Origin of the sequence: Nonomuraea aridisoli (genome assembly GCF_003236395.1) — a bacterium.
GTDB lineage: Bacteria > Actinomycetota > Actinomycetes > Streptosporangiales > Streptosporangiaceae > Nonomuraea > Nonomuraea aridisoli.
This window is the reverse complement of sequence record NZ_POUD01000130.1, coordinates 1-23,402: the sequence shown is the minus strand read 5'-3', so window position 1 is coordinate 23,402 and position 23,402 is coordinate 1. Positions and strand designations below refer to the sequence as shown.

Annotated in this window: 20 protein-coding genes; 9 read left to right on the top strand and 11 right to left on the bottom strand. The window is 71.3% G+C overall.

The window, feature by feature from the left end:
- The 5 genes from C1J01_RS27245 to C1J01_RS27225 form a co-directional block, all read right to left on the bottom strand.
- The coding region (locus C1J01_RS27245; RefSeq protein ID WP_111181824.1) for a gamma-glutamyltransferase family protein at positions 1-1,155 on the bottom strand (1,155 nt) is incomplete at its 3' end.
- Positions 1,156-1,203: 48 nt separating this feature from the next.
- Complete coding sequence (locus C1J01_RS27240) at positions 1,204-1,524, bottom strand: helix-turn-helix domain-containing protein (RefSeq protein WP_111181822.1); 321 nt, start codon at positions 1,522-1,524, stop codon at positions 1,204-1,206.
- A 53-nt stretch (positions 1,525-1,577) separates the two neighbouring features.
- The gene (locus C1J01_RS27235; RefSeq protein ID WP_111181821.1) at positions 1,578-2,009 is read right to left on the bottom strand and encodes an Hsp20/alpha crystallin family protein; all 432 of its coding nucleotides are present in this window, start codon (positions 2,007-2,009) and stop codon (positions 1,578-1,580) included.
- 112 nt (positions 2,010-2,121) lie between these two features.
- Positions 2,122-3,387: an MFS transporter gene (locus tag C1J01_RS27230; RefSeq protein WP_111181820.1), complete on the bottom strand. Its 1,266-nt coding sequence runs from the start codon at positions 3,385-3,387 to the stop codon at positions 2,122-2,124.
- A gap of 93 nt (positions 3,388-3,480) precedes the next feature.
- Entirely contained in the window at positions 3,481-5,244 is a 1,764-nt protein-coding gene (locus tag C1J01_RS27225; protein WP_111181819.1) for an ABC transporter ATP-binding protein, read from the bottom strand.
- Positions 5,245-5,289: 45 nt separating this feature from the next.
- Here C1J01_RS27225 and C1J01_RS27220 point away from each other — a divergent pair, with 45 nt between their 5' ends.
- Positions 5,290-5,709 carry a MarR family winged helix-turn-helix transcriptional regulator gene (locus tag C1J01_RS27220; protein WP_111181818.1) on the top strand — a complete coding sequence of 140 codons (420 nt, stop codon included), beginning with the start codon at positions 5,290-5,292 and terminating at the stop codon, positions 5,707-5,709.
- Positions 5,710-5,717: 8 nt separating this feature from the next.
- On the opposite strand, the gene C1J01_RS27215 is transcribed toward C1J01_RS27220, so the two are convergent.
- Together C1J01_RS27215 and C1J01_RS27210 are read right to left on the bottom strand one after the other, a co-directional pair.
- A complete protein-coding gene (locus tag C1J01_RS27215; RefSeq protein ID WP_146615736.1) occupies positions 5,718-6,761 on the bottom strand; it encodes an amidohydrolase family protein in 1,044 nt (347 codons plus the stop codon).
- Positions 6,762-6,833: 72 nt separating this feature from the next.
- Complete coding sequence (locus tag C1J01_RS27210; RefSeq protein WP_111181816.1) at positions 6,834-7,985, bottom strand: PucR family transcriptional regulator; 1,152 nt, start codon at positions 7,983-7,985, stop codon at positions 6,834-6,836.
- 141 nt (positions 7,986-8,126) lie between these two features.
- On the opposite strand from C1J01_RS27210, the gene C1J01_RS27205 reads away from it, so the two are divergent.
- Both C1J01_RS27205 and C1J01_RS27200 read left to right on the top strand, forming a co-directional pair.
- A complete protein-coding gene (locus C1J01_RS27205; protein WP_235854706.1) occupies positions 8,127-10,199 on the top strand; it encodes a M6 family metalloprotease domain-containing protein in 2,073 nt (690 codons plus the stop codon).
- A 71-nt stretch (positions 10,200-10,270) separates the two neighbouring features.
- The gene (locus C1J01_RS27200; protein ID WP_111181815.1) at positions 10,271-12,784 is read left to right on the top strand and encodes an ATP-binding protein; all 2,514 of its coding nucleotides are present in this window, start codon (positions 10,271-10,273) and stop codon (positions 12,782-12,784) included.
- Between the two features lie 4 nt (positions 12,785-12,788).
- Here the strand turns inward: C1J01_RS27200 and C1J01_RS27195 are convergent, their stop codons facing one another.
- On the bottom strand, positions 12,789-13,718 hold the full coding sequence (locus tag C1J01_RS27195) for a hypothetical protein (protein WP_146615735.1): 930 nt from the start codon (positions 13,716-13,718) through the stop codon (positions 12,789-12,791).
- Positions 13,719-13,791: 73 nt separating this feature from the next.
- Between C1J01_RS27195 and C1J01_RS27190 the strand changes: the two genes are divergently transcribed.
- The gene (locus tag C1J01_RS27190; RefSeq protein WP_328589683.1) at positions 13,792-14,583 is read left to right on the top strand and encodes a tyrosine-protein phosphatase; all 792 of its coding nucleotides are present in this window, start codon (positions 13,792-13,794) and stop codon (positions 14,581-14,583) included.
- An 8-nt stretch (positions 14,584-14,591) separates the two neighbouring features.
- On the opposite strand, the gene C1J01_RS27185 is transcribed toward C1J01_RS27190, so the two are convergent.
- On the bottom strand, positions 14,592-15,632 hold the full coding sequence (locus C1J01_RS27185) for a Gfo/Idh/MocA family oxidoreductase (protein WP_111181812.1): 1,041 nt from the start codon (positions 15,630-15,632) through the stop codon (positions 14,592-14,594).
- A 4-nt stretch (positions 15,633-15,636) separates the two neighbouring features.
- The gene (locus C1J01_RS27180) at positions 15,637-16,536 is read right to left on the bottom strand and encodes a proteasome assembly chaperone family protein (protein WP_111181811.1); all 900 of its coding nucleotides are present in this window, start codon (positions 16,534-16,536) and stop codon (positions 15,637-15,639) included.
- Between the two features lie 87 nt (positions 16,537-16,623).
- On the opposite strand from C1J01_RS27180, the gene C1J01_RS27175 reads away from it, so the two are divergent.
- Together C1J01_RS27175 and C1J01_RS27170 are read left to right on the top strand one after the other, a co-directional pair.
- Complete coding sequence (locus tag C1J01_RS27175; RefSeq protein WP_111181810.1) at positions 16,624-17,025, top strand: ankyrin repeat domain-containing protein; 402 nt, start codon at positions 16,624-16,626, stop codon at positions 17,023-17,025.
- Between the two features lie 287 nt (positions 17,026-17,312).
- Entirely contained in the window at positions 17,313-18,095 is a 783-nt protein-coding gene (locus tag C1J01_RS27170; RefSeq protein ID WP_146615734.1) for a terpene synthase family protein, read from the top strand.
- Between the two features lie 4 nt (positions 18,096-18,099).
- On the opposite strand, the gene C1J01_RS27165 is transcribed toward C1J01_RS27170, so the two are convergent.
- Positions 18,100-20,220, bottom strand: a complete 2,121-nt coding sequence (locus tag C1J01_RS27165) for an ATP-binding protein (RefSeq protein ID WP_235854705.1) — start codon at positions 20,218-20,220, stop codon at positions 18,100-18,102.
- A 230-nt stretch (positions 20,221-20,450) separates the two neighbouring features.
- On the opposite strand from C1J01_RS27165, the gene C1J01_RS27160 reads away from it, so the two are divergent.
- From C1J01_RS27160 to glpK, 3 genes are all read left to right on the top strand, one after another.
- Entirely contained in the window at positions 20,451-20,909 is a 459-nt protein-coding gene (locus tag C1J01_RS27160; RefSeq protein WP_111181807.1) for a GNAT family N-acetyltransferase, read from the top strand.
- 122 nt (positions 20,910-21,031) lie between these two features.
- Complete coding sequence (locus tag C1J01_RS27155; RefSeq protein WP_111181806.1) at positions 21,032-21,841, top strand: MIP/aquaporin family protein; 810 nt, start codon at positions 21,032-21,034, stop codon at positions 21,839-21,841.
- A 29-nt stretch (positions 21,842-21,870) separates the two neighbouring features.
- A complete protein-coding gene (glpK, locus tag C1J01_RS27150; protein ID WP_111181805.1) occupies positions 21,871-23,388 on the top strand; it encodes a glycerol kinase GlpK in 1,518 nt (505 codons plus the stop codon).
- The last annotated feature ends 14 nt before the right edge of the window (positions 23,389-23,402 follow it).

Here is a 23,402-nt window from a genome sequence, read left to right as displayed (position 1 = left end):
GAGCGTGTGGGGCGGCCGCTTTCGGGGGCCGTACTCGGCGGGGTGGCCGGGCTGGAGCGAGAAGCCGATGCCGCGGTTGTGAAGGTTGATCCCGGTACGCGGCTCGAACACCATGCTGCCGAACCCGGAGGCGTTCGACTGGATGAGCGAGACCCCCATGCCGTCGCCGTCCACCGCGCACAGGTACGTCGTGTCGCCGTCGCGCTGGGCCGGGCCGCGCAGCCGCACCCGGGACAGGGGGTCGATCAGCGTCCGGCGGCGGGCGATCTCGGCCGGGTCGAGCAGGTCCTTGGCGTCCTCGTGCAGCACGTCGAGCCGGTCGTGGCCGGCCGCCCTGGCGGCCTCGGCCAGCAGGTGCGCCCAGGCGGCGTGGCGCGGGGACGGCGGCAGCTCCAGCCCGTCGGCGATGGCCAGCGCCATCAGCAGCAGGTAGCCCTGGGAGTTGGGCGGCATCGACCAGACGTCGTGACCGAACGCGCGGACCTTCAGCGGCTCGACCCAGTCGGCGGCGGGAGCCCGCAGATCGGCCTCGGTGTACTCCCCGGCGCCCAGCTCGAGCAGGCCCTGGCCGAACTCGCCCAGGTAGAACCCGTCGCGCCCGCCCTCCGCCACGGCCTCCAGCGCGCGGGCCACGCCGGGCCTCGTCACGCGGTCGCCCGCGGCGCGTACGGAGGCGAAGTCGCCGCCGCCGGGCCGGCGGGCCGCGTTGGCGGCGCCGGTCAGCATCAGCGGCGAGGCGGGGAAGCCGTCGCGGGCCAGCCTGACCGCGGGCGCGAGCAGCTCCGCCAGCGGCAGCCGGCCGTGGCGGGCGTGCAGCGCCGCCCAGCCGTCGACGCAGCCCGGCACCGGCACGGACCTGATGTCGTGCTGGTGGGGCATGCGGGTGTGGCCCTCGGCGCGCAGGCGGGCGGGGTCGGCGCCGGAGCCGGCGCGCCCCGAGGCGTTCAGCGCGGTCACCTCTCCGTCGTGGACCAGGGCGAACAGGTCGCCCCCCAGGCCGCACATGTGGGGGGCGACGACGGAGAGCACGGCGTTGGCGGCGATGGCCGCGTCGGCGGCGGAACCGCCGCGCTCCAGCATGGCGAGCCCGGCCCCGGAGGCCAGGTGGTCGACGCTGCAGACCATGCCGGAGGGGGCGTATCTGGTGGTGTGCACGGCACGAGAGTACGCCCGCGGCCCGCCTGCCCGGCGACTCTCAGGCGCTCACCTCGGTTCGCGGAGCTCGCGGATGCGGGCGTGCGCCTCCTTGAGCTCCCGGCGCAGCTCGGCGAGCTCCCGCTCCAGCTCGAGGATGCGGCGGATGGCGATCAGCGTCATGCCCTCCTCCGCCATGCGGGTGACGTGCTGGACGATGACGATGTCGTGGCGGGAGTAACGCCGCTGGCCGCCGCTCGACCGGCTCGGCCGGATGACGTCGTGCTGGTCCAGCCGGCGCAGGAAGGCGTGCTGGACCTGGAGCATCTCCGCCACCTGCCCCAGTGAGTAGAGAGGCGCGTGCTCGTCGTCGAAGGGCAGGTCGGGCATGTCTCTTTCTCCTCGTGGCTCGGGGGCGGGATGTCCCGCCCCCGAGCCGTTCGTCAGGCCTTGATGGCCTTGGTCTCGCCTCGCTGGATCGCCACCTTACGCGGCTTGGCCCGCTCCAGCACCGGGATCCTGACGGTGAGCACCCCGTTGTCGTACGACGCGTCGATCTTGTCGCTGTCGAGGTGCTCCGACAGGTAGACGCGCCTGGTGAACGTGCCCATCGGCCGCTCGCGGACGAACAGCCGCTCGTCCTGGCCGAGCTGCTCGTCACGGCCGGCGCTGACGCTGAGCACGCCGCGGTCCACCGTCACCTCGATGGAGTCGGGGTCGATGCCGGGGAGATCGAAGCGCAGCAGGACGTCGTCGTCGCGGCGAAGGCCGTCCATCGGCATCACGGAGCCGCCGTTGCCGAAGGTCTGCCGCGTCAGCCGGTCGAACTGCCGCTCGAACTCCTCGAAGAAGGGGTCGATCGAGGTCAACAACATGTCCCAGCCTCCTCGTCGGGTTGCCTCTCCGCAGCTAACCTCTAACTACAGTTATAAGTTAGCTGTTCACTGATATGCAACCCAAGAAGGTAAGAAGGCATTCCCGGCCGGGTCAGGCGTTCTTCAAGCCCGGCTCCAGGCGCCGCCGGGGCCGTACGGCCTGGCGGAGCGTCCGGCCTGACAGCCGGGCCAGCGCCGCGGCGGCGAGCAGCGAGGACGCCACGCAGGCCACCCCGCCGATCTCCAGCGCCACCCGCGGCCCCAGCGCGTCGCTGAACCAGCCGAGCAGCGGCCCGCCGAGCGCCCCCGCGCCGGCGCTGACGATCGACAGCGCGGCGATCACCCGGCCGCGCATCTCCTCGGGGCTGTCGAGCTGCGCCCGCGCGGAGACGGTGGTGTCGAGGGCCACCGCGCCGGCCGCGATCGGCACCATCATGGCGGCGAACGTCCACAACGACGGCATCAGGCCGCTCAGAGCCTGCGCCACCCCGGTGACGAACGCCGTCACGAGCAGCAGCCGGATCGTCAGGCGAGGCCGGGAGGCGGCCAGGAAGCCGCCCAGCACCGTGCCGACGGCGAAGACCGTGGACAGCAGGCCGTACCCGCCGGCCCCCGACGCCAGCGGCCCGGCGCTCATGGCGGCCATGGTGACCTGGTAGTTGCGGCCGAGGCTGCCCGAGACGAACCAGAGCGCGAGCACGGCGAGCAGCCACGGCGTGCGCAGCACGTACCGCAGGCCGTCGAGGACGGCGCCGGGCTGCCGCTCGGCGACGGCCAGCACGTGGAACTCGCGGCGCCGCATGGCCGCCACGGCCGCGATCACGACGAAGAAGGTGGCCGCGTTGAGGGTGAACAGCCCGGCGTTGCCGGTGATCGGCAGCAGTGCGCCCGCCAGGCTCATGCCCAGGATGCGGCCCGCGGAGCTGAGGACCGAGCCGAGCGCCATCGCGTTCGGCAGGTCGGCGGGCGGCACCACCTCGGCGCCGAAGCGGCCGAGCGCCGGCCCGCCGAGCGCGGTGACCACGCCGCCGGCCAGCGCCACGGCGTAGATCGGCAGGACGGAGCGCACGTCCGCCAGCGCGATGACGGCCAGCGCGGCGGCGAGGGCGGCCTGGGCGAGCTGCGCGGCGATCACGACGGGCCGCGCGGGCAGCCGGTCGGCCAGCGCGCCGCCCCACATGCCCAGCGCGAGGGTCGGCAGCGCCTGCATGACCAGGCTCAGCCCGACGCTGGTCGCCGAGCCGGTCAGGGTGAGGATGAGCCAGTTGACGCCGAGGACCTGCATCCAGGTGCCGGTGACGGAGATGACGTCGGCGCCCGCCCAGAGCCGGTAGTTGTGATGACGGAGAGCTCTGAACGGGGAGGGGGAGGGAGACACGACGATCCTTGCCTTGGGAGATCTGCCGGGGGTTGAACACCACCCGTCCCGAAGCGGATTTCCGTCATGCCCGGAATGTGAGGCAGTCCACGTTTAGGCCGGACTCAACTGGGGATCGTCGCGGCTCACGAGCGCCGCGTAGTGTCCGCCCGCGGCCAGCAGCTCGTCGTGGGTGCCGCGCTCGACGATCCTCCCGTGGTCGAGCACGACGATCTGGTCCGCGTCGCGGACGGTGGACAGGCGGTGGGCGATCGTGATCGTCGTACGGCCCCGCGCCAGCGTGTCGAGCGCCTCCTGCACGGCCCGCTCGGTCTGGGTGTCGAGCGCGCTGGTGGCCTCGTCGAGGACGAGCACCCGCGGGTCGCGCAGGATCGTGCGGGCGATGGCCAGGCGCTGCTTCTCGCCGCCGGAGAACCGGTAGCCGCGCTCGCCCACCAGGGTGTCGTAGCCGTCGGGCAGCGCGGCGATGTGGTCGTGGATGTGCGCGGCGCGCGCCGCCGCCTCCAGCTCCTCGTCGGTGGCCGACGGCCGGGCGAAGCGCAGGTTGTCGGCGATCGAGGCGTGGAAGAGGTACGTCTCCTGCGACACCACGCCGACCGTCTCGCTCAGCGTCTCGAACGTCAGCTCCCGCACGTCCACCCCGTCGATGGTGACCCGGCCGCCGGTGACGTCGTAGAGCCGGGGGAGCAGGTAGCTGAGCGTGGTCTTGCCGGAGCCGGTCTCGCCCACGACGGCCAGGCTGCCGCCCGCGGGCACGGTGAGGTCGATCCCTTCCAGCGTGGGGGCGTCGCCGTAGGAGAAGTCGACGTTCTCGAAGCGCACCTCGCCGCGCACGTCCTCCAGCCGGCGCGTGCCGGGGTGGATGTCGACGGGCAGGTCGAGATACTCGAAGATGCGCCCGAACAACGCCAGCGAGGTCTGCACCTCGACCCCGAGCCGCAGCAGCTGCACCAGCGGCCGGAACATGCCGGTCTGCAGCGTCGTGAACGCCACCAGCGTGCCCACCGAGATCGCGCCGGTGTGGCCGACCGCCCAGTAGATCGCCGCGGGCATCGCGGCCATGACGAACTGCACGGACGACTGCCGCCAGCGCCCCGCCATGCTGGTGCGCACGCCGAGGTCGGCCAGCTCGTGGGAGGCCCGGCCGAAACGCTCGGTCAGCTCGGACGAGCGGCCCATGGTGCGCCCCAGCAGGATGCCGCTGATCGACAGCGACTCCTGCACCATGGTCGCGATGGTCGCCAGCTTGCGCTGCCGCTCGGAGGTGATGCGCTTGCGCTCCGAGCCGACTTTGCGGCTGATCCACACGAAGAACGGCATCAGCGCGAGGGAGATCATCGTGAGCCGCCAGTCGAGCGCCATCATGGCGGCGAACGTGGCGATCACGGTGGTGAGGCTGGAGACGAGAGAGGCGGTCGTCGAGGTGACGACCGCCTGCATGCCGCCGATGTCGTTGGCGATGCGCGACTGGACCTCGCCCGTCTTGGTGCGGGTGAAGAAGGCCAGCGACATGCGCTGCAGGTGGGAGTAGACCGCGACGCGCAGGTCGTGCATCACCCGCTGGCCCACGGTCGTGGAGACCAGCGTCTGCAGCACGTCGAACACCGTCGTCGTGACGGCCACCGCGATCATGCCCAGGGCCAGCAGCGCGAGCAGCCCGGCGTCGCGTGCGGGGATGGCCGTGTCGAGCACCTCGCGCAGCAGGAACGGCGAGGCCAGCGACACCAGCGAGGACAGCAGGATGAAGGCGCCTACCAGGGCCAGACGGGCGCGGTAGGCGCCGAAGAGTCTGACGATGCGCCCGAGCGGCGCGCGTGGTTCCTCGGCCACAGGCGGGGCCTCCTTCCAGATGTCCACTCAAACAGAGGCTAACTCATATTTGTTCCGGCTAAACTTGGCGATATGGAAGAAAGGGAGCTCGCCGAGCTCTTGCACCTGGTCGGCAGGCGGTTGCGGCGCGGCTACGTTCATCGGCTGGAGCCCCTCGGCCTCAACCCCGGCCAGGCGCGGGCGCTGCGCGCGCTGGCCGGCGCGCGGCGGCCGCTGCGGATGGTGCAACTGGCCGAAGAGCTGCGCATCGTGCCGCGCTCCCTGACGCCCGTCGTGGACGCGCTGGAGGAGGCGGGGCTGGCGCGCAGGGAGGTCGATCCGGCCAACCGCCGTTCGACGCTGGTCGTGATCACGCCCGAAGGCCGCGCGCTGGCCGAACGGGCGCGCGACGCGCGCCGGCGGGCGGGTGAGGAGCTGTTCGCCGTCCTGTCGGACGACCAGCGCGAGCAGCTGCGCGAGCTGCTGACCCTGGTGGACGAGCAGTTCAGGTGAGCCGCGGCTCAGGCGGCGGTTCTGGTGATCACGCCGCCTATGACCCTGCCCACGCAGGGCGGCTGGGCGAGCAGCGCGGCGTACGGGTAACGGCCGCGGGCGTCGTACACCGCGAAGTCGGCGCGGGCGCCGCGGCACAGCGACCCGACCCGTCCCTTGCCCCTGTCCATGCCGAGTGCCGCGGCCCCGCCCATGGTGACCGCCTCGACCAGCCGCCGGTCCAGCCCCCGGGGGCGCTGGCCGCGCCCGCGCACGTGCCGCCGGACGGCGGCGGCCAGATCGAGCGGCCCGGCGCCGCCCTCCCGGCACGGGTCCCAGGCGAGCCCGTGACTGCCGAACGCGACGGTGTTCCCCTCCTCCAGCAGCGCCAGGGTGTCGCCGCCCGGATCGGGCCCCGGAGGGCAGAGCGCCACCGCGGTCCCGCGCAGCCGCAGCAGCTTGCGCTCCCCGGGGTCGAGCGGCCGGGCGCACGCGACGTGGCACAGCGGCCCGAGCACCCCGGCCTCGTCCAGGGCGGCGGTGGAGTGGCGGTCCAGGTCGGCCAGCAGGCGCAGGCCGAACGTCCTGGACAGCACGGCGACGTCCTCCAGCACCTGGAAGTCGCCGGTGAGCGCGGCGATGCCGACCGCGTGCGGCCGCTCGACCTCGCGGATGGCCGTGATGACCGCGTCCCGCTCGCCTTCCTCCCACTCCTCCTCGCCGGCGCTGTTCACCCGGACGTAGCCGATGCCCGGCAGGCCCAGGCAGTCGGCCGGGTCGCACACCAGGCTCGCCCGCGCGGTCACCCCGGGGGCGGGAGCGCGGGAGGAGGAGCAGGCGTCCACCAGGCCGGCCACGATCATGCCCGGCCACCGCACCTCCTCGGCCGAGGCGTAGGCGGAGCGCAGCTCCGCCCGCGGCCCCACCCCGAGCACGTGGGCGCCCTTGGTGGCGACGGCGCCGTCACGGAGGGGATCGACGCACATGGGCAGGACGAGCGGCGCGGAGTGGAGCACGACAGGGGCGGGCGCGTGCCTGCCCGGACCCGGCCCGGCACGCCTCGCAGACGGCATCTGATCTCCCGTCGATCTAGCCCCTTTTATGAATTAAACGGGATATCGGGACAAAGGCGCAATCAAGATGAATTATGAGAATCCCCTGGGTGCGTACCGTCCCGAGAGTCGCGCCAGCTTGAGGCTGAGGTGCAGGGCGAGCCGTTCACCGCCGTCCTTCAGGTCGGTGCGGGCCAGCTCCTCCACGCGCTGCAGCCGGTAGTACAGCGACGTACGGTGCAGCCGCAGCGCCCGCGACGTCGCGACCGCGCTGCCCGCCAGATCCAGGTACGTCTCCAGCGTCTCCAGCAACGGCAGGTGCTGGGCGTCGGCCAGCAGCTCCTCCAGCCCCGGGTGCAGATCCTGGTCGGGCGGCACCTGGGTGAGCATCCGGTAGACGCCGAGCCGCGCCCACTCCGCCGTCCGCCCGAGCCCCGGCACCCGCGCCGCCACCTCGGCCGCGTGCCGCGCCTCCTCGTAGGAGTCCGCCGCCTCCGCCAGCGCCGGGCGGCCGCGCCCGACGCCGACCACCACGGGCACCGGCATCGCCGCGTGCAGCTCGTCGGCCGGGACCGGGACCCCGGCGGTGAGCAGCACGGCGTGGTCGTAGCGGACCAGGTGCAGCGGGTGGTGCCCGCTCAGCCGCCGGCGCAGCGCCAGCAGCCCCTGCTCCAGGGCCAGCCGCAGCGCGTCGTCCGGCTCGGCGGTACGGGGCCTGGCCACCTGGACGGTCACCGGCTGCGCCTGCGGGAAGGCCCCCGCCTCGATGAGCTGCCTGGCCGCGTCCCGCTCGCCGAGCAGCAGTCCGGTGACCGCCTCCAACTCCCGATGGGAGGCCAGGCCGGTGGCCAGGCTCTCGTGGAACAGGGCCAGCGCCAGGGCGGGCGCGGCGGCCGCGGCGTTGTCCACCTGCGCGCGGGACATGGGAGGGTCGGCGTCGATGAACCACAGGAAGCCGAGCAGCCCGTCGGCGTGCCGTACGGGGACGCAGACCCTGGGTAACAGGCCCAGATGCGGCGCGCCAGGGGTGCGCAGCGGCGCGGTGGCCCGGTGGATGCCGGCCGCCCGTAACCACTGCCGGACCTCGGGCACGGTGTGCCGGCGCAGGATCGAGTCGCGGCGCACGTCGTCCATGGCGCCGCTCTGCTCGCTGTACGCCACGACGCGCTGCACCCGGTCCTCGAGCAGCAGAGGGCGGCCGAGGCGGGCGGCGAGCTCTTCCACGGTCTTCTGGAGGTCCGCCACAGGCCCCACCTGTTCACCTGGAGGTTTCAACATATGTCGGAAATTTCAGTACAGGTCTTCCCTACATTCAGCGGGTGATCTCCGTCAACAACGTGGATACCGTCATTCCGTGTGATAGCCCCTAAGAAGCTGTTAAAGGGCGTGTTCGCCGCCATCGTGGTGATCCCGATGGCCATGGTGGCCACCCCCGCTTCCGCAGCACCCCCCAGCGTCGATCCCGACACGCCCTGGCGGCAGAACCACTGGCCGCAGACCCAGCCGTGGCAGCTCGACGGCCCCGCGCAGGCCCAGCGGGCCCGGCCGGTCGCCGACCTCGAGCCGATCGACCCCCAGAACTGGGAGAACCCCGACCACATGACGTGGGAGGACTACAAGAAGCCCCCGGGCACCAACTGGAACGATCCGAGCGTCAAGGGCTCCGACCGCCAGTTCAAGGGCGCCCTCGTGCTGCTCGACTACCCGAACCAGCCGTTCGTGGTGACGCAGCCGGAGGGCTCGACGGTCTTCGGCAACCCGAGCTCGCAGGCCCATGACATCCCGAGCGACCAGGTGGCGAAGTTCTACCAGGACTTCCTCAACACCCCGAACGAGCTCAACCAGGGTCACACCATCCACGAGTACTGGATGGAGGACTCCGGCGGCCGGATCGGCGTGGACCTGACCGGCTTCGGCCCGTACACCATGCCGGGCAAGGACCACGAGTACGGCATGGAGTACCAGCGCAACCACTGCCCGGCCGGCGACACCTGCAACAGGAACCTGCGCACCGACGGCAACGCCGCCTGGCTCGCCGACGTCGGCCAGGAGGTCGCCGACCAGTTCGACTTCGTCTTCTACCTGAGCGCCGGTCAGGACGAGTCGGGCACCTGGCAGGAGTTCGGCATGATGAAGTTCCCCACCAAGGAGGACGTGCCGGACGAGTTCGGTCCCGAGGGCGACGACAACCTGCCCAACTGGTCCACCACCCGCTACGTCGACTGGACCTCCTGGCAGGCCGGCTCCACCTTCTGGCCCAACGCGCGCTTCGGCGTCGACTCGGTGCAGACCGAGAGCTCCGGCATGGGCACCTACGCCCACGAGCTGAGCCACATCTTCGGCATCGCCGACAACTACAACAATCCGTATGGCGTGCCGCCGCGGCGGGCGTACACCGGCATCTGGGAGATGCTCAGCCGCGGCAGCTTCAACGGCCCCGGCGGCCCGCACTCGCGCTGGCTGATCCCGCCGGTCGCCGGCGCGTCCATGGGCGCCCAGCACATGCTGCGCAACAAGATCGACCTCGGCATGGTGGACGAGCAGAACGTGCTGCGCCTGTCGCGTGAGGCGCTCGACGAGTCCGGCCTGGTCACCGCCAAGGTCCTGGCCCGCGTCGTGCAGCCGGGCGAGGACGAGCTGTCGGGCATCAACGTCTCGTTCGACACCGAGGACCACAACCCCAACTGCGACTGGCGCACCGACCCGATGTGCGACGGCGGCAACTACGACAACTACACCGTCGAGGTCGTCGACCGCATGGGCGCCGACTCCTTCACCCCCGACTCCGGCGTGCTCCTGGCCAAGACCAAGAACCAGGACAGCGCCCCGTTCGAATGGGTGATCGACGCCAACCCGCAGGACATCGGCATGACCGACTACGTCCTGCCGGACGGCACCGAGGTGCCCATCACCATCGGCGACTACCGTCAGCTGTCCGACGCCCTCTTCCACGCCGGCACGAACTCCGGCAGCGAGTACGAGTTCGTCGACGAGGACAACCGCCTGCACTTCTACGTCACCGACCTGGAGCGCAACGGCGACGGCGAGCTGTCCTACACGGTCGCCGTCCGCTCGCTCGACGGCTCGGGCCCGCAGCGGCGCGGCGTGAAGCTGCAGCACGGCTCCGGCGTCCCCGGCGGCGCCGGCGTCTCCGTCTGCCGCTTCCCGCTGACCAACACCGGCAAGTCCGCCCCCGTGCAGGGGCAGCACCCCGAGGACGTCAGCAAGTACCTCAACAGCGACGTCTACCGGCTCACCGCCACGGTCGAGGGCAAGGGCTGGACCACCCAGCTGCCCAACGCCCTGGCGAACCTCGAGTTCGGCGAGCGGGACACCGTGATCGTCAACGCCGTCCGCGCCGACGGCGGCGACCGCAAGGCGAAGGTCACGCTCACCGCCACCTCGGAGAGCGACCCCGGCAAGACGATGACGGCCACCTGTAACGTGAATGGCCGCTGAGTGAACCTTGGGGTACGGCTGGCGCAAGCCGTACCCCATCGGTTTGAATCACCCCCAAGAGGGGGTGTTCGTTGACGGGGAAGTTACCGGACCGGCGCCGCCGCCGATGGCCGGCGCCGGTCGCGGCCGGTCTCGCGGCCGGCGCCGCGAGCGTGCTGGCGGCCTCCCTGGAGTGGGAGATCCCGCCGATGGCCAAGGTCGGCGTCACGATGGCGGCGGCCGTCCTCGTGGGGCTGACGACCTGGGCCACCACCGACGTCCGGCCCAGGCCGCGCGCGCGGCCGGAGCCGGGCACGCTCGCCCCCGACCACTGGCCGCCCGTCCCCGAGCACTTCACCGGCCGCGAAGAGACGCTCGCCGAGCTGCACCGGGTCTTCGACGGGCGCAGGAGATCCTCCGACGTCTCACCGCCCCTGGTCATCTCCGTGTACGGCCGCGGCGGCGTCGGCAAGTCGGCGCTCATGACCCGGTTCGGGCAGGAGGTCGCCGCCCGCTTCCCCGACGGCCGCCTCTACGCCGACCTGCGCGGCGGCGTGGACGCCCCGGTCCGCCCCGAGGAGGTGCTGATCGGCTTCCTGCGCGCGCTCGGCGTCCGCCTCACCACCGACCCCGGCGGCCTGGAGGAGCTCGGCAAGCTCTGGCTGACCTGGACCAAGGGCCGCCGGATCCTCATCGGCCTGGACAACGCCCACGACTCCGCCCAGATCGCCCCGCTGATCCCGGCCGAGCCCGGCTGCGCGGTGCTGGTCACCTCCCGCGCGCCGCTGTACCTCTACGGCACCTACGACAAGAAGCTCGTCGAGTTCACCGAGGCCCAGGGCATCCAGCTGCTGGCCCGGCTGGCCGGCGACGACCGGGTCGCGGCCGACCTCGACGCCGCCCGGCAGATCGTACGGCTCTGCGACAACCTGCCGCTGGCGATCAACATCTGCGGCGGCCGGCTCGCCACCCGCGAGCAGTGGACGATGCGCGACATGGCCGACCGGCTGGCCGACACCCGCCGCATCCTCGACAACCTCCAGGTCGCCCCGACGGTGGACAAGAGCGTGCGCGCCTCCGTCCAGCTCAGCTACGACGACTGCACCGGGATGCAGCGCCGCCTGCTGCGCCTGCTCAGCTCCCTGACCGCGCCCGACGTGCCCGGCTGGGTGGCCGGCGAGCTGCTCGACATCTCCGGCCTCGACGGCGCCGACCAGCTCGAAGCCCTCATCGACGCCCAGCTGGCCGAATGCTCCGGCACCGACCAGACCGGCGCGATGCGCTACCGGCTGCACGACCTGGTCCGCGTGTTCGCCGCCGAGCTCGCCGAGCAGGACGGCGACCGCCGCCGCGCCGCCATCGAACGCGTCCTGTCCGGTTACCGCCGCCGTGCCGAGGAGGCCGCCCAGAACCGCTGGCCGCAGGACTGGAGCCGCGGCGGGCGCCGCTCCACCATGGACGGAGAGGTCCGCGCCGCCGACTGGCTCAACGCCGAACGGCTCGCCCTCCTGTCGATGATCAACCTGGCCCACCAGCTGCGGCTCTGGGAGCTGACCTGGGGCCTGGCCAGGGCGTTCTGCTCGCTCTGCCACTCGCTGCGGGCGTACTGGGCCGACTGGGCGGCCGTGGCCGAGCTCGGCCACGAGGCCGCCGAGCAGACGGGCGACCGGCGTGCGCTGGCCATCGCGCTGCTCGACGCCGCCGCCGTCCACGGCGGCCTCGGCCTGCGCCGCAGGGCGCAGGAGGAGGCGAAGCGCGCGCTCGTGCTCTTCACCGACCTGGGCGAGTCGTGGTGGGCGGCCAGGGCCCGGCGCACGATCGGGATGACCCTGTTCAGCGACGGCCACCTCGACCGGGCACAGGACTTCCTCATCGACGCCATCGCCGGTTTCCGGGCCGAGGAGGACCTGTGGTGGATGGCCCGCACCCAGCGCAACCTCGCCGAGCTGCGCCTGGCCGAGCGCAAGCCAGAGGAGGCCAGAGAGCTGCTGGAGTACGCCCTGGAGGTCTTCGAACGCGACGGCAACCGCTACTCCGAGGCCCAGACCCTGCGCGCCTACGGTGAGGTGCTGGCGGCGCAGGCCCGCGGCGAGCACCGCGCGGGCGAGCACCGGCAGGCCGCCGTTCAGTTCACCCGGGCCGGGTTCAGCCTCGACCGGGCCGCGGAGATGTTCCGCCAGCGCGGCGAGCTGTGGGAGGAGGCCCGTTGCCTGCGCGCGGCCGGCGAGGTCGGCGACCCCGACAACGGGCTGCGCGAGCTCGAGTACGTACGGCGGGCCGAGGACATCCTGGCCGCGCTCGGCGACTCCTGGGGCGTGGCGCGCACCGCGGTGTCGGCCGGGCGCGCGCTGGCCAGGCTCGGCCGGACCGAGGAGTCGGAGCTGGAGCTGCGGCGCGCGGTGGCGGCGTTCGAGGAGCTGGAGGACCGGTGGTGGATGGCGCTGAGCCTGCGCTACCTGGGCGAGGCGCACCTGGACGCGGGCGGTCGCACGGCCGCCGTGGAGCCCCTGGAGCAGGCCAGGGCGATCTACCGCAGCCTCGGCAACGAGGCCGGCATGCGCCGCACCCTGGAGCTCCTGCGGCGCGCGCGTGCGGAGGCGAGCTGAGGGTTCAGCCGGTGCCGTACCCGGTGGTCTTGCCGGGGCCCTCCAGCGAGCCGCCCGCCGGGTCGGAGAACGGCGTGCGCAGCAGCTCACCGGCGGCCTGCCGGGCCTGCACGATGCTCTCCTCGAACAACCTGCGCACGTGGGCCGCCTGGTCGGACAGCTCCTTGATGTGCTCCTTGGCCAGGTCGTCGCGGACGGTGTCGGCGATCAGCCGCTGGTACTCCGGCGTCTTGGCGGCCAGCGCCTCCAGCCGTTTGTGCGTGCTGTAGACCTTGTCGGCCTTGAGCACCTGCTTGGCGTACTTCTCCAGGTGACGGACCCGGTGGGTGAGCGACGTCCAGGCGGCGTCGAGGGCGTTCGTGTACGGCTTGAACGCGTCCTCCATGCCGGGCGGCAGCTCCCGGGGGACGAGCTTGCCGTGCTCGGTGTGCATGGCCGACAGCCGCCGCAGTCGCTGGGCGATCTCCCACAACTCCTCCGGCAGCGACACCTGGTTGTCGATGGTGTCGATCAGCCCGGCCTTGTGCACCTTGGAGTTGAGTATCGCGTCGACCGCGTTCTGGGCCCGGCGCAGCAGCATCTGACAGGGATGGTCGAGGTCCTCCGGCAGGATGTAGCGGTCGGCGTGGGCACGCGCCAGATGGAGCCTGCGCCTGGTGGAACGGTAGGAGTTGTCCATCGCGATCCACCGGAAGAGCACGATCACCCCCGTCCCCATCCCCGCCACGAACAACGGCTCCGCGCTCGTGAGCACGGCGAGGAGCACGAGGAAGGCGGGCAGGACGAACAGCAGGGCGGGGTTGTGCGCGGTGTCCATGCGCGCGCCCGACCGCGTCAGGCGCAGGAGGTGAGGGCTCGACCGCAGCTCGGCCGCGATCTCCGGGGACAGCGTTGGATCGATCACCAGCCGTGGAGGCAGAGCTCGTGGATCCATACGTTCATGCTGCGTTATGAACGTCGAATCCGCTCATCTTTGGCGGACATATAGGGTCACGACAATGAGCGAGATGACGAGGTGGATAGAGCTGGAAGGCGCGGTCAACGCGCGTGACCTGGGCGGACTGCCGACGCGCGACGGTGGCCGTACTCGCTTCGGGCGCGTCTTCCGCGCCGACAACCTGCAGGGCCTCACCTCCGCCGACGTGCGCGTGCTCGTCGGGGAGCTGAAGTTGCGGCATGTCGTCGACCTGCGTTCGGTCGCCGAGGTGCGGCTGGAGGGGCCGGGCCCGCTCACCCTGGTGCCGGAGGTGCGCCACCACCACCTGACGCTGTTCGCCGAGGGCGGCCGGCACACCGACGTCGAGGCCGACACCCCCGAAGGGATCGACGGCGAGCGGGTGCTGCCGTGGGCGGGCCGCACGCTGGACGAGGAGCTGCGGGTGACCGGCTTCTACTTCGGCTACCTGCGTGACCGGCCCGACGCCGTGGTGGCGGCCCTGCGCGCGCTGGCGCTCGAGGACGGCGCCTCGCTCGTGCACTGCGCGGCGGGCAAGGACCGCACCGGCGTGGTGTCGGCGCTGGCGCTGGAGGTCGCCGGCGCGACCCGCGAGGCCATCGTCGAGGACTACGTGGCCACGGGGGAGCGCCTGGAGCTGATACTCAAGCGCCTGCGCGGCAGCAGTACGTACCGGGATGACCTGGATTCGCGCCCCGCGGACGACCACATGCCGCGCGCCCGCTACATCGAGCAGTTCCTCGGCGTGCTCGACGACCGCTACGGCGGCCCGGCGGGCTGGCTCGCACGGCACGGCTGGACGGACGCCGACACCGAGGCGATGCGCGCCCGCCTGCGCGACTGAGGACCCGCTCAGCTCAGGTGGACGACGATCCGCTGGGTCGCCGACAGCCGGGCCGCCTCCAGGACGGCCAGCACCTCGACGGCGCCGTCCGGGTCCACGGGCGGCGCCGCGCCCTCGCGCAGCGCCGCCGCCACCCCCCGGTAGAAGTCGAGGTACGCCCCCGACTCGGTGCGCACGATCTGCTGGTCGCCGGGCGTGCCGAGCACGCCCCACCGGTCTTCCTCGTCGTCGCCGAACCCGGGCACGTCCGGCGGCATCCCGGCGCGCAGGCGCTCTTCCTGCACGTCCATGCCGTGCTTGACGAAGGCCGCGGACGAGCCCAGCACGCGGAAGCGGGGGCCGAGCCGGGCCGCCATCGAGCTGGCCCACAGGTGGGAGCGGGCCCCGCTCTCATGGGTGAGCGCGATGAACGTGTCGTCGTCGCCCGAGACCCCGGCCCGGCGCACGTCGCTCTCGCAGTAGACCTCGCGCACCGGTCCCAGCAGCTGGAGGGCCTGGTCGACCAGGTGGCTGCCGAGGTCGTAGAGCAGGCCGGGGACCTCCTCAGGGGTGCCGCTCTCGCGCCAGCCGCCCTTGGGCACCGGCCGCCACCGCTCGAAGCGCGACTCCAGGCGCAGCACGTCGCCGAGCCGCCCCTCGCCCATCAGCCGCCGCACGGTGCGGAAGTCGCCGTCCCACCGGCGGTTGTGGAAGACGGTGAGCATGAGCCCGCGCTCGCGCGCCAGGCGTACCAGCTCGCGGCCCTCCTCGGCGGTGCGGGCCAGCGGCTTGTCCACGACGACCGGCAGGCCGTGGCTGAGGGCGGAGGCGGCGGTGGTCACGTGGGTGCGGTTGGGGGAGGCCACCACGACGAGGTCGCAGCGCTGCCACAGGTCCTCCACGTCGGAGACCGCCGCGGCGCCGTATTTGCCGCCGACCTCGGCCTGGCGGCCGGGGTCGCGGGTCACCACCGCCGACAGGGTCAGGCCCGGGGTGGCGTCGATCAGCGGGGCGTGGAAGTACGCCCCGGCGGTGCCGTAGCCGACGAGGCCGACGCGGACGTCGTCCATGCCGTCAGTCCTCGTCACGTTCGGCGAGGAAACGCTCGAACTGGGCGGCGAGCTCGTCGCCCGTGGGCATGGGCGTCGTCTCGGCCATCAGGTTCTCCCGCTGCGAGCCGGCGGCGAAGGCGTCGTACTGCTGCTCCAGGCCGGTGATGGCGGTGGACAGCTCGGTGGAGGCGCGGATCTGCTCCTCGATCTCCGTCGTCGTACGCCGGGCGGCCTCGCGCAGCGCGTCCATCGGGAAGACCAGACCGGTCGCCCGCGTCACGGCCTCCAGGCCGGTCACGGCGGCGGTCGGGTACTCCGCCTGCGCCAGGTAGTGGGGCACGTGCACCGCGTACCCGATCGCGTCGTGACCCTTCGCACCGAGCCGCAGCTCCAGCAGCGCCGCGACGCTGCCCGGCACCTGGACCCGCCCGAACACGCTCGCCTGGCTGTTGACCAGCTCGGGGCGGGTGGCGTGCATCGTGATGCCGAGCGGCCGGGTGTGCGGGACGGCCATCGGGACGCCGTGCACCGTCACCAGCTTGCTCACCTTCACTCGCTCCACCAGCTCGCCCACCGCCCGGATGAACAGCTCCCACTCGCGGTCCGGCTCGGGGCCGCTCATCAGCAGGAACGGCGTGCCCGTCGCGTCCTTGGCGGCGTGCACGACCAGCTCGGGGGTCTCGCACTCGACCCACCGGTCGGTGTCGAACGTCATGATCGGCCGTCGCGACCGATAGTCGAGCAGCCGGTCCACGTCGAACGTCGCCACGACCCGATGCTCCAGCTCGGCCAGCAGGTGGCCCACCGCGAGGCGTCCGGCACCGCCCGCGTCAACGAAACCGTCGAAGTGGTACAGCAACACCGGATCGGGCAGCTCGGGCGCGTCGTCTGCGAGCTTGTAGAGATCCTTCGGGTCGAACACGGTTGGACAGCCTTTCCCTAGGTACTCATCACCAGAACCTACGACGCGCCGGAACGATTCCGTGCAGGGCACTTTATCCGGGGCACAATGAACGACATGGACGGGGACCCGGAGCTGGAAGAGTTCGCCACCAAGCTGTTCAACCTGGCCAGGGCGGGGGAGACAGAGACGCTGCGCGCGTACGTGGAGGCCGGGGTGCCGGCCAACCTGACCAACCAGAAGGGCGACACCCTGCTGATGCTGGCCGCCTACCACGGCCACGCGGACACGGTCCGCATGCTCGCCGCCCACGGCGCCGACCCCGACCGCGCGAACGACCGCGGCCAGACCCCACTGGCCGGCGCGGTCTTCAAGAAGGACGCCGAGGCGGTGAGGGCGCTGCTCGACGCGGGCGCCGACCCCCACGCGGGCCGGCCGTCTGCGCTGGAAACTGCCCAAATGTTCGCAATGGACCAATTTGTCCAATGGTTCACACGACGCGATTCATAGTATGAAACCAGTTTAAACGGCATATAAGTAGCCGAGTGTGGCCTTTCTCAGGCTCCATCGTCATGCTGTATGGCGTGGCTACTTCTGCGCATTCCTTCGCTACGCGACCTCTGCACATCCCCCCTCTGCCGTGCCCGTTCCCGAACGAGATCAATGTCCGTCATGCGGAAGTCACCGCGGAGAGCCAGGCCTGGGTCGCCGCCTCCGGCATGCTTCCGGACGCCGACGGGGTCGAGTACTTCAGGCGATCAGAGCTCGGTTCCCTTCCCGCGCGCACCAACCCCACCGTGCCGCACGAGAGCCTCCGGGTGATCACTGATTGGTACTTCTGGCTTTGGGCCTTCGACGACGGGTTCTGCGAAAGGGAAGGAATCGGCGACAGCTCCGCCACGGTCGCCCGGGCCCTGCCCGCGATCCTGAGAAGTCTCGACGGGGAGGCCGATTCCGGCAATCCGTTCAGCCTCGCTCTCAAGGACATCCTCGGCCGCATTTCCGCGTTAGGCACTCCCGAACAGGTCGACCGCTGGCGTGGCGCGGTGAAGGAATATCTGTTCGCCCAGATCTGGGAGGCGGCCAACCGTGAGGCCGACACCATCCCCACTCCCGAGGATTACCTGCTGATGCGCCGCACCACCGGCGCCACGTACACCTGCTTCGCCCTCATCGACCTCGGCGGCGGCTACCGCATCGAGACCGAGGACTGGTACCACCCCGACGTGCGGCTGCTCTCCGACCTGGCCTGCGACCTCGTCGGCTGGGACAACGACCTGCTCTCGTACGCCAAGGAGCGCCGCAGCGACAAGGCCAGGCACAACATCGTGACGGTGCTGGCCACCCACAAGTCCCTCTCGCTGCAGGACGCGCTGCTGGAGGTGGCGCGGCTGCACAACGACGCCATCGCCACGTTCGTCGAGCGCCGCGAGGCCGTGGCGAAGTGGGCCCCCGAGCCGGTGCTGGCCTACGTGCGCGGCCTGGAGCACTGGATCCGCGGCCACATCGAGTTCTCCTTCGGCAGCGCACGCTTCATCCAGGCGTGGCCGGAGGACACCCGCTGGCCGCAGGCGGTCTGAGCCGTCACATCTCGTCGAGGGCGTCCAGCTCGCCGAGCGCGAGCGCGGACGCCTCCTCGACATCGATGCGGGCGCCTTCCTCGAAGGCGTTCTTGTAGGCCAGCTCACCCATCCGCTGCACACACTCCCGGACGCACGCGTTGTGGTCGTCGGACAGGAACGGCGCGCCCAGTTGCGGCAGGCCGGCCGTCCGCCAGTTCTGGTGCAGCGCACCCAGCAGCATGGCGGCGAGCGGCAACCGGTCGAGGGTCACGAAGATGCGGGCCGCGGACTCCAGCGCCAGCAGGGTGCCGAGGGTGTCGTGGAAGTGCAGCTTGATCCGCAGCCCCTCCCTGACGTTCTGCAGCGCCTGCTCGGGCCGGTTGGTCGCGAGGCGGACGCCCGCCAGCGCCCACTGCGCGTGCGAGCTCAGCCAGAGCTCCCCGCGCTCCCTGCACACCTGCAGGCAGTCCTGCAGCAAGGACTCGGCCTCGTAGAACTCCCCCTGGGCGGTCAGCACGATGGACAGCTCGACGATGGCGGGCAGCAGCCCGGGGTTGAGCTCCTTGTTGTCGGTGTTGAACTCGATCGCCACACCGAGCAGCGCGCTGGCCTTCTGCATGTCGTTCTGGAGCATCGCCGCCGTGCCCTGCATCTTGGAGGCCAGGATCACGGCCCGGGAGTCACCGACCTTGACGGCCTCGGCGCTGCACCGCTCGGCCGCGTCCCGTCCTCCGACGCTGTCTCCCTGGGAGTTGCGCACGTAGGCCAGCACCCACAGGGCCTTGCACCGCTCCTTGCTCGGCGCGGGGTTGGCCTCCAGCGCCCGCTCCAGGTAGAGCCGGCCCTCGCGGGCGAACCCGCAGCAGACCCACATGAACCACAGCGACGACAGCAGCGTCAGCGCCAGCGGCTCCTTGCCCGGTGTGTTCAGGGCGTACTCGAGCGCGGTCCGGACGTTGTTGTGCTCCTGGCGCATGCGGATGAACCAGTAGATCTGTCGCGGCCCCGACCAGGCGTCCTCTCCGCGCTGAGCCAGGCTGAGGTAGTACTCCAGGTGCCGCTGGCGGACCTGCTCGGCCTGGCCGAGCTTGTCGAGCCACTCGTCGCCGTATTCGGCGAGGGTGTCGATCAGCTTGTAGCGCACGCCCGCGTGGTTGCTCCTGATCAGCAGGATGGACTTCTCGACCAGGCCCCCGATGAGGTCGGTGATGCGCTCGGCGCTCAGGCGCCCGTCGGAGCAGACGAAGCGCGCCGCGTCGAGCTCGAAGTCGCCCGCGAACACCGACAGTCTCGCCCACAGCAGCCGCTCTTCCGGCTCGCACAGCTCGTGGCTCCAGCCGATGGCCGCCCGCAGCGTCTGGTGGCGGGGCAGCGCCGTACGGCTCGCACCGGCCAGCAGGCTGAACCGGTCGGTCAGCAGCCCGAGGATCTGCTCGACCGACAGCGCCCGCAGCCGCACCGCGGCCAGCTCGATCGCCAGCGGGATGCCGTCGAGCCGGCGGCACAGCTCGGCGACGGGGCCGATGTTGTCCTCGTCGAGCACGAAGTCGGGCACGCTCGCCCCGGCCCGGTCGGCGAAGAGCTGGACGGACTCGTTGGTGAAGAGATTCTCCGTCGGGTCCTCGCCGGGCACCTGCAGGGGCGGCACCGGCACGACGTGCTCGTAGGGGAGGTTGAGCGACTGGCGGCTGGTCGCCAGCACCTTCAGGCTGGGCGCGGCCTCGAGCAGCTCGTGGATCAGCTCGGCGCAGCCCTCCACGAGGTGCTCGCACGTGTCGATGATGAGCAGCATGTCGCGCTCGCCGACCCACTCCGACAACGACTCCGACGCCGCGCGGGAGGACTGGTCGGCGATGCCGAGCGCGGAGGCGATGGTGTGCTTGACCATGCCCGCGTCCTGCAGGCGGGCGAGGTCGGCGAACCAGACGCCGTCCGGGTAGTTGGCGCGCACCTGATGGGCCAGGCGCAGGACCGTGCGCGACTTGCCCACTCCGCCGATGCCCGTGACAGTCACCAGGCGTGAGTCGTTGAGGTGCCGTTTGAGGTTGGCGAGGAGACGCGTGCGACCGACGAAGCTGGTCAGCTCCGCCGGGAGATTGCCTTCTCGCCGCCAGCCGGTCGGGGTGGCCATGCGCAGCCTCACGGGGGGTAGGCGACACCTGCCTTTGCATCGTACCCCGGTGATCGACGCCTGTCCCCGGAGCGAGCGACGCACTCGGTACCGGTTTGTACGCCCCGGTAGCATGTCGTCCGTGGAAGATTTCCTACCCGAGCAGACGTCCGACGACCGCGACCTGGGCTGGGGAGACTGGCCCGAGGGCGACCAGGACGCCTTCTACCTGGAGAACAGGCCCCCTCACTGGGGCTGAACGCGTGCCTGGATCCCCGTACACCCTGCGCGCCGCCGCCCCCGCCGACTACGACGCCATCGCCGCCGTGGTCGACGACTGGTGGGGGCGGCCGGTGCTGCCGTCGTTGCCCCGGCTCTTCCTCGACCACTTCCACCGCACGAGCCTGATCGCGCAGAGCCCTGACGGAGGGTTGGCGGCCTTTCTCGTCGGGTTCCCGTCGCCGTCGCTGCCCGGCGAGGCGTACATCCACTTCGTCGGCGTCGCCCCCGAGGCCCGGGGGAGCGGCCTCGGCCGCACGCTGTACGAGCGTTTCTTCGACCTCGCCCGCGGCGAGGGCCGTGACGTCGTGCGGGCCATCACCGCCCCGGTCAACGCCGCGTCGATCGCCTTCCACCGCCGCATGGGCTTCACGGTCGGCGGCCCGGTCCCCGGCTATCACGGCCCGGGAACGGCCATGATGACCTTCACGCGCAAACTCTGACCCGCTGAGCAATCTTACTTTCTGCTCTTTTGTGAAACATGTCGTAAAACAGCCGTATACATCTTTGTAAACCAGGGAATGGCTCACAGCGTTCGCGAGTGCCGGGTGAAGGGGGCGCGGCGATGGCGGGACGTCTGGGGCGGATGGGACTGGCCGGCGAGTTGATCGCCGAATTCGCAGGGACGATGGTGCTCATCCTGTTCGGCGTGGGCGTGGTCGCGCAGGTCGCCGCGGGCCAGATCGGCGACCACGACAGCATCGCCTGGGCGTGGGGCATCGGCGTCGCGCTCGGCGTCTACGTCGCCGGCCGCACCACCGGCGCGCACATCAACCCCGCGGTGACGCTGGCGTTCGCCTGCTTCCGCGGCTTCCCCTGGAAGAAGGTCATCCCGTACGCGCTCGCCCAGACGGCCGGAGCCTTCGTCGCGGCCCTCATCGTGCGGTGGAACTACCACGAGGTCCTGAGCATGGTGGACCCCGGGCACACGATCAAGACGCAGGGCGTCTTCTCGACCCTGCCCGGCAACGGCACCCTTCCGGTGGACATGTGGGGCGGCTTCCGCGACCAGATCATCGGCACGGCCATCCTGCTCTTCGTCGTCTTCGCCCTGTCGGACGTCGCCAACATGGCGCCGGCGGCGAACATGGCGCCGTTCCTCATCGGCCTGCTCGTGGTCGGGATCGGCATGGCCTTCGGCACCAACGCCGGCTACGCCATCAACCCGGCGCGTGACTTCGGGCCGCGCCTGGCCAGCTTCCTCACCGGGTACGGCGGCGCCTGGCGCGACCAGTACGGAGATCTGTACTGGTGGGTGCCCATCGTCGGCCCCGTGATCGGCGGGGTCATCGGCGCCGGCCTCTACCAGGTGATGATCCACCGCTTCCTGCCTCGCGACGACGTGGACCGCGACGTGGTCAAGCCCTCGGACTGACCTCGGACCGAACCCGTAAGGAGAAAGCCATGCCCGAGTTCGTGGGCGCCATCGACCAGGGCACCACCAGCACCCGCTTCATGATCTTCGATCACGACGGTGCGGAGGTGGCCAAGTACCAGCTGGAGCACGAGCAGATCCTGCCCAGGGCGGGCTGGGTGGAGCACAACCCCATCGAGATCTGGACCAGAACGTCCGCGGTGATCCAGAGCACGCTGCAGCGCAGCGGCCTGCAGGCGAGCGACCTGGCCGCCATGGGCATCACCAACCAGCGCGAGACCACGGTGGTGTGGAACCCGCGCACCGGCCGGCCGTACTACAACGCGATCGTCTGGCAGGACACCAGGACCGACCGCATCGCCGCCGCGCTGGAGCGCGACGGCCGCGGCCAGGTCATCCGCGACAAGACGGGCCTGCGGCCCGAGGCGTACTTCTCCGGCGGCAAGATCCAGTGGATCCTCGAGAACGTCGACGGCGTCCGCGAGGCCGTGGACCGCGGCGAGGCCGTCTTCGGCAACACCGACACCTGGGTCCTGTGGAACCTCACCGGCGGCGTCAACGGTGGCGTGCACGTCACCGACGTCACCAACGCCAGCCGCACGATGCTGATGGACCTCGACACGCTCGACTGGGACGACGAGCTGCTGTCGTTCTTCGGCATCCCGCGCCGGATGTTGCCCGAGATCCGCCCCTCGTCCGACCCGGCCGGCTACGGCGTCTCCTCCGTTGCCGGGCTGGCCAGCGGTGAGGTGCCGATCACCGCCATCCTCGGCGACCAGCAGGCCGCCACCGTCGGCCAGGTGTGCTTCTCGCCCGGCGAGGCCAAGAACACCTACGGCACCGGCAACTTCCTGCTGCTCAACACCGGCACCACCCCCGTGCGCTCCAAGAGCGGCCTGCTCACCACCGTGGCCTACAAGTTCGGCGACCAGCCGGCGGTTTTCGCGCTGGAGGGCTCGATCGCGGTGACCGGCTCGGCCGTGCAGTGGCTGCGCGACCAGCTGCACATCATCACCTCCGCCGCGCAGAGCGAGACGCTGGCCCGGCAGGTCGAGGACAACGGCGGCATCTACTTCGTGCCGGCCTTCTCCGGCCTGTTCGCCCCGTACTGGCGGGCCGACGCGCGCGGCGCCATCGTGGGCCTGTCGCGCTACAACACCGACGCCCACCTCGCACGCGCCACCCTGGAGTCCATCTGCTACCAGAGCCGCGACGTCGTCGAGGCCATGCAGCAGGACTCGGGGGTGGTGCTCGACGTGCTGAAGGTGGACGGCGGGGTCACCGCCAACGACCTGTGCATGCAACTGCAGTCCGACATCCTCGGCGTCCCGGTCAGCCGGCCGGTCGTCTCGGAGACGACCGCGCTCGGCGCCGCGTACGCCGCCGGCCTGGCCGTCGGCTTCTGGCGCGACACCGACGAACTGCGCGCCCACTGGGCACAGGACCGCCGCTGGGAACCGACGTGGACGAAGGACCAGCGCGAGAAGGCCTACGCCGGCTGGAAGAAGGCCATCACCAAAGCCTTCGACTGGAGCGAAACCGACTAACCCCCACCCTGCCC

Coding starts and splice junctions, on each gene's coding strand:
- C1J01_RS27240 (WP_111181822.1), bottom strand. CDS start 1,524: ATGCCCGACCTGCCCTTCGACGACGAGCACGCGCCTCTCTACTCACTG.
- C1J01_RS27235 (WP_111181821.1), bottom strand. CDS start 2,009: ATGTTGTTGACCTCGATCGACCCCTTCTTCGAGGAGTTCGAGCGGCAG.
- C1J01_RS27220 (WP_111181818.1), top strand. CDS start 5,290: ATGGAAGAAAGGGAGCTCGCCGAGCTCTTGCACCTGGTCGGCAGGCGG.
- C1J01_RS27215 (WP_146615736.1), bottom strand. CDS start 6,761: ATGCCGTCTGCGAGGCGTGCCGGGCCGGGTCCGGGCAGGCACGCGCCC.
- C1J01_RS27195 (WP_146615735.1), bottom strand. CDS start 13,718: ATGGATCCACGAGCTCTGCCTCCACGGCTGGTGATCGATCCAACGCTG.
- C1J01_RS27190 (WP_328589683.1), top strand. CDS start 13,792: ATGACGAGGTGGATAGAGCTGGAAGGCGCGGTCAACGCGCGTGACCTG.
- C1J01_RS27185 (WP_111181812.1), bottom strand. CDS start 15,632: ATGGACGACGTCCGCGTCGGCCTCGTCGGCTACGGCACCGCCGGGGCG.
- C1J01_RS27175 (WP_111181810.1), top strand. CDS start 16,624: ATGAACGACATGGACGGGGACCCGGAGCTGGAAGAGTTCGCCACCAAG.
- C1J01_RS27155 (WP_111181806.1), top strand. CDS start 21,032: ATGGCGGGACGTCTGGGGCGGATGGGACTGGCCGGCGAGTTGATCGCC.
- glpK (WP_111181805.1), top strand. CDS start 21,871: ATGCCCGAGTTCGTGGGCGCCATCGACCAGGGCACCACCAGCACCCGC.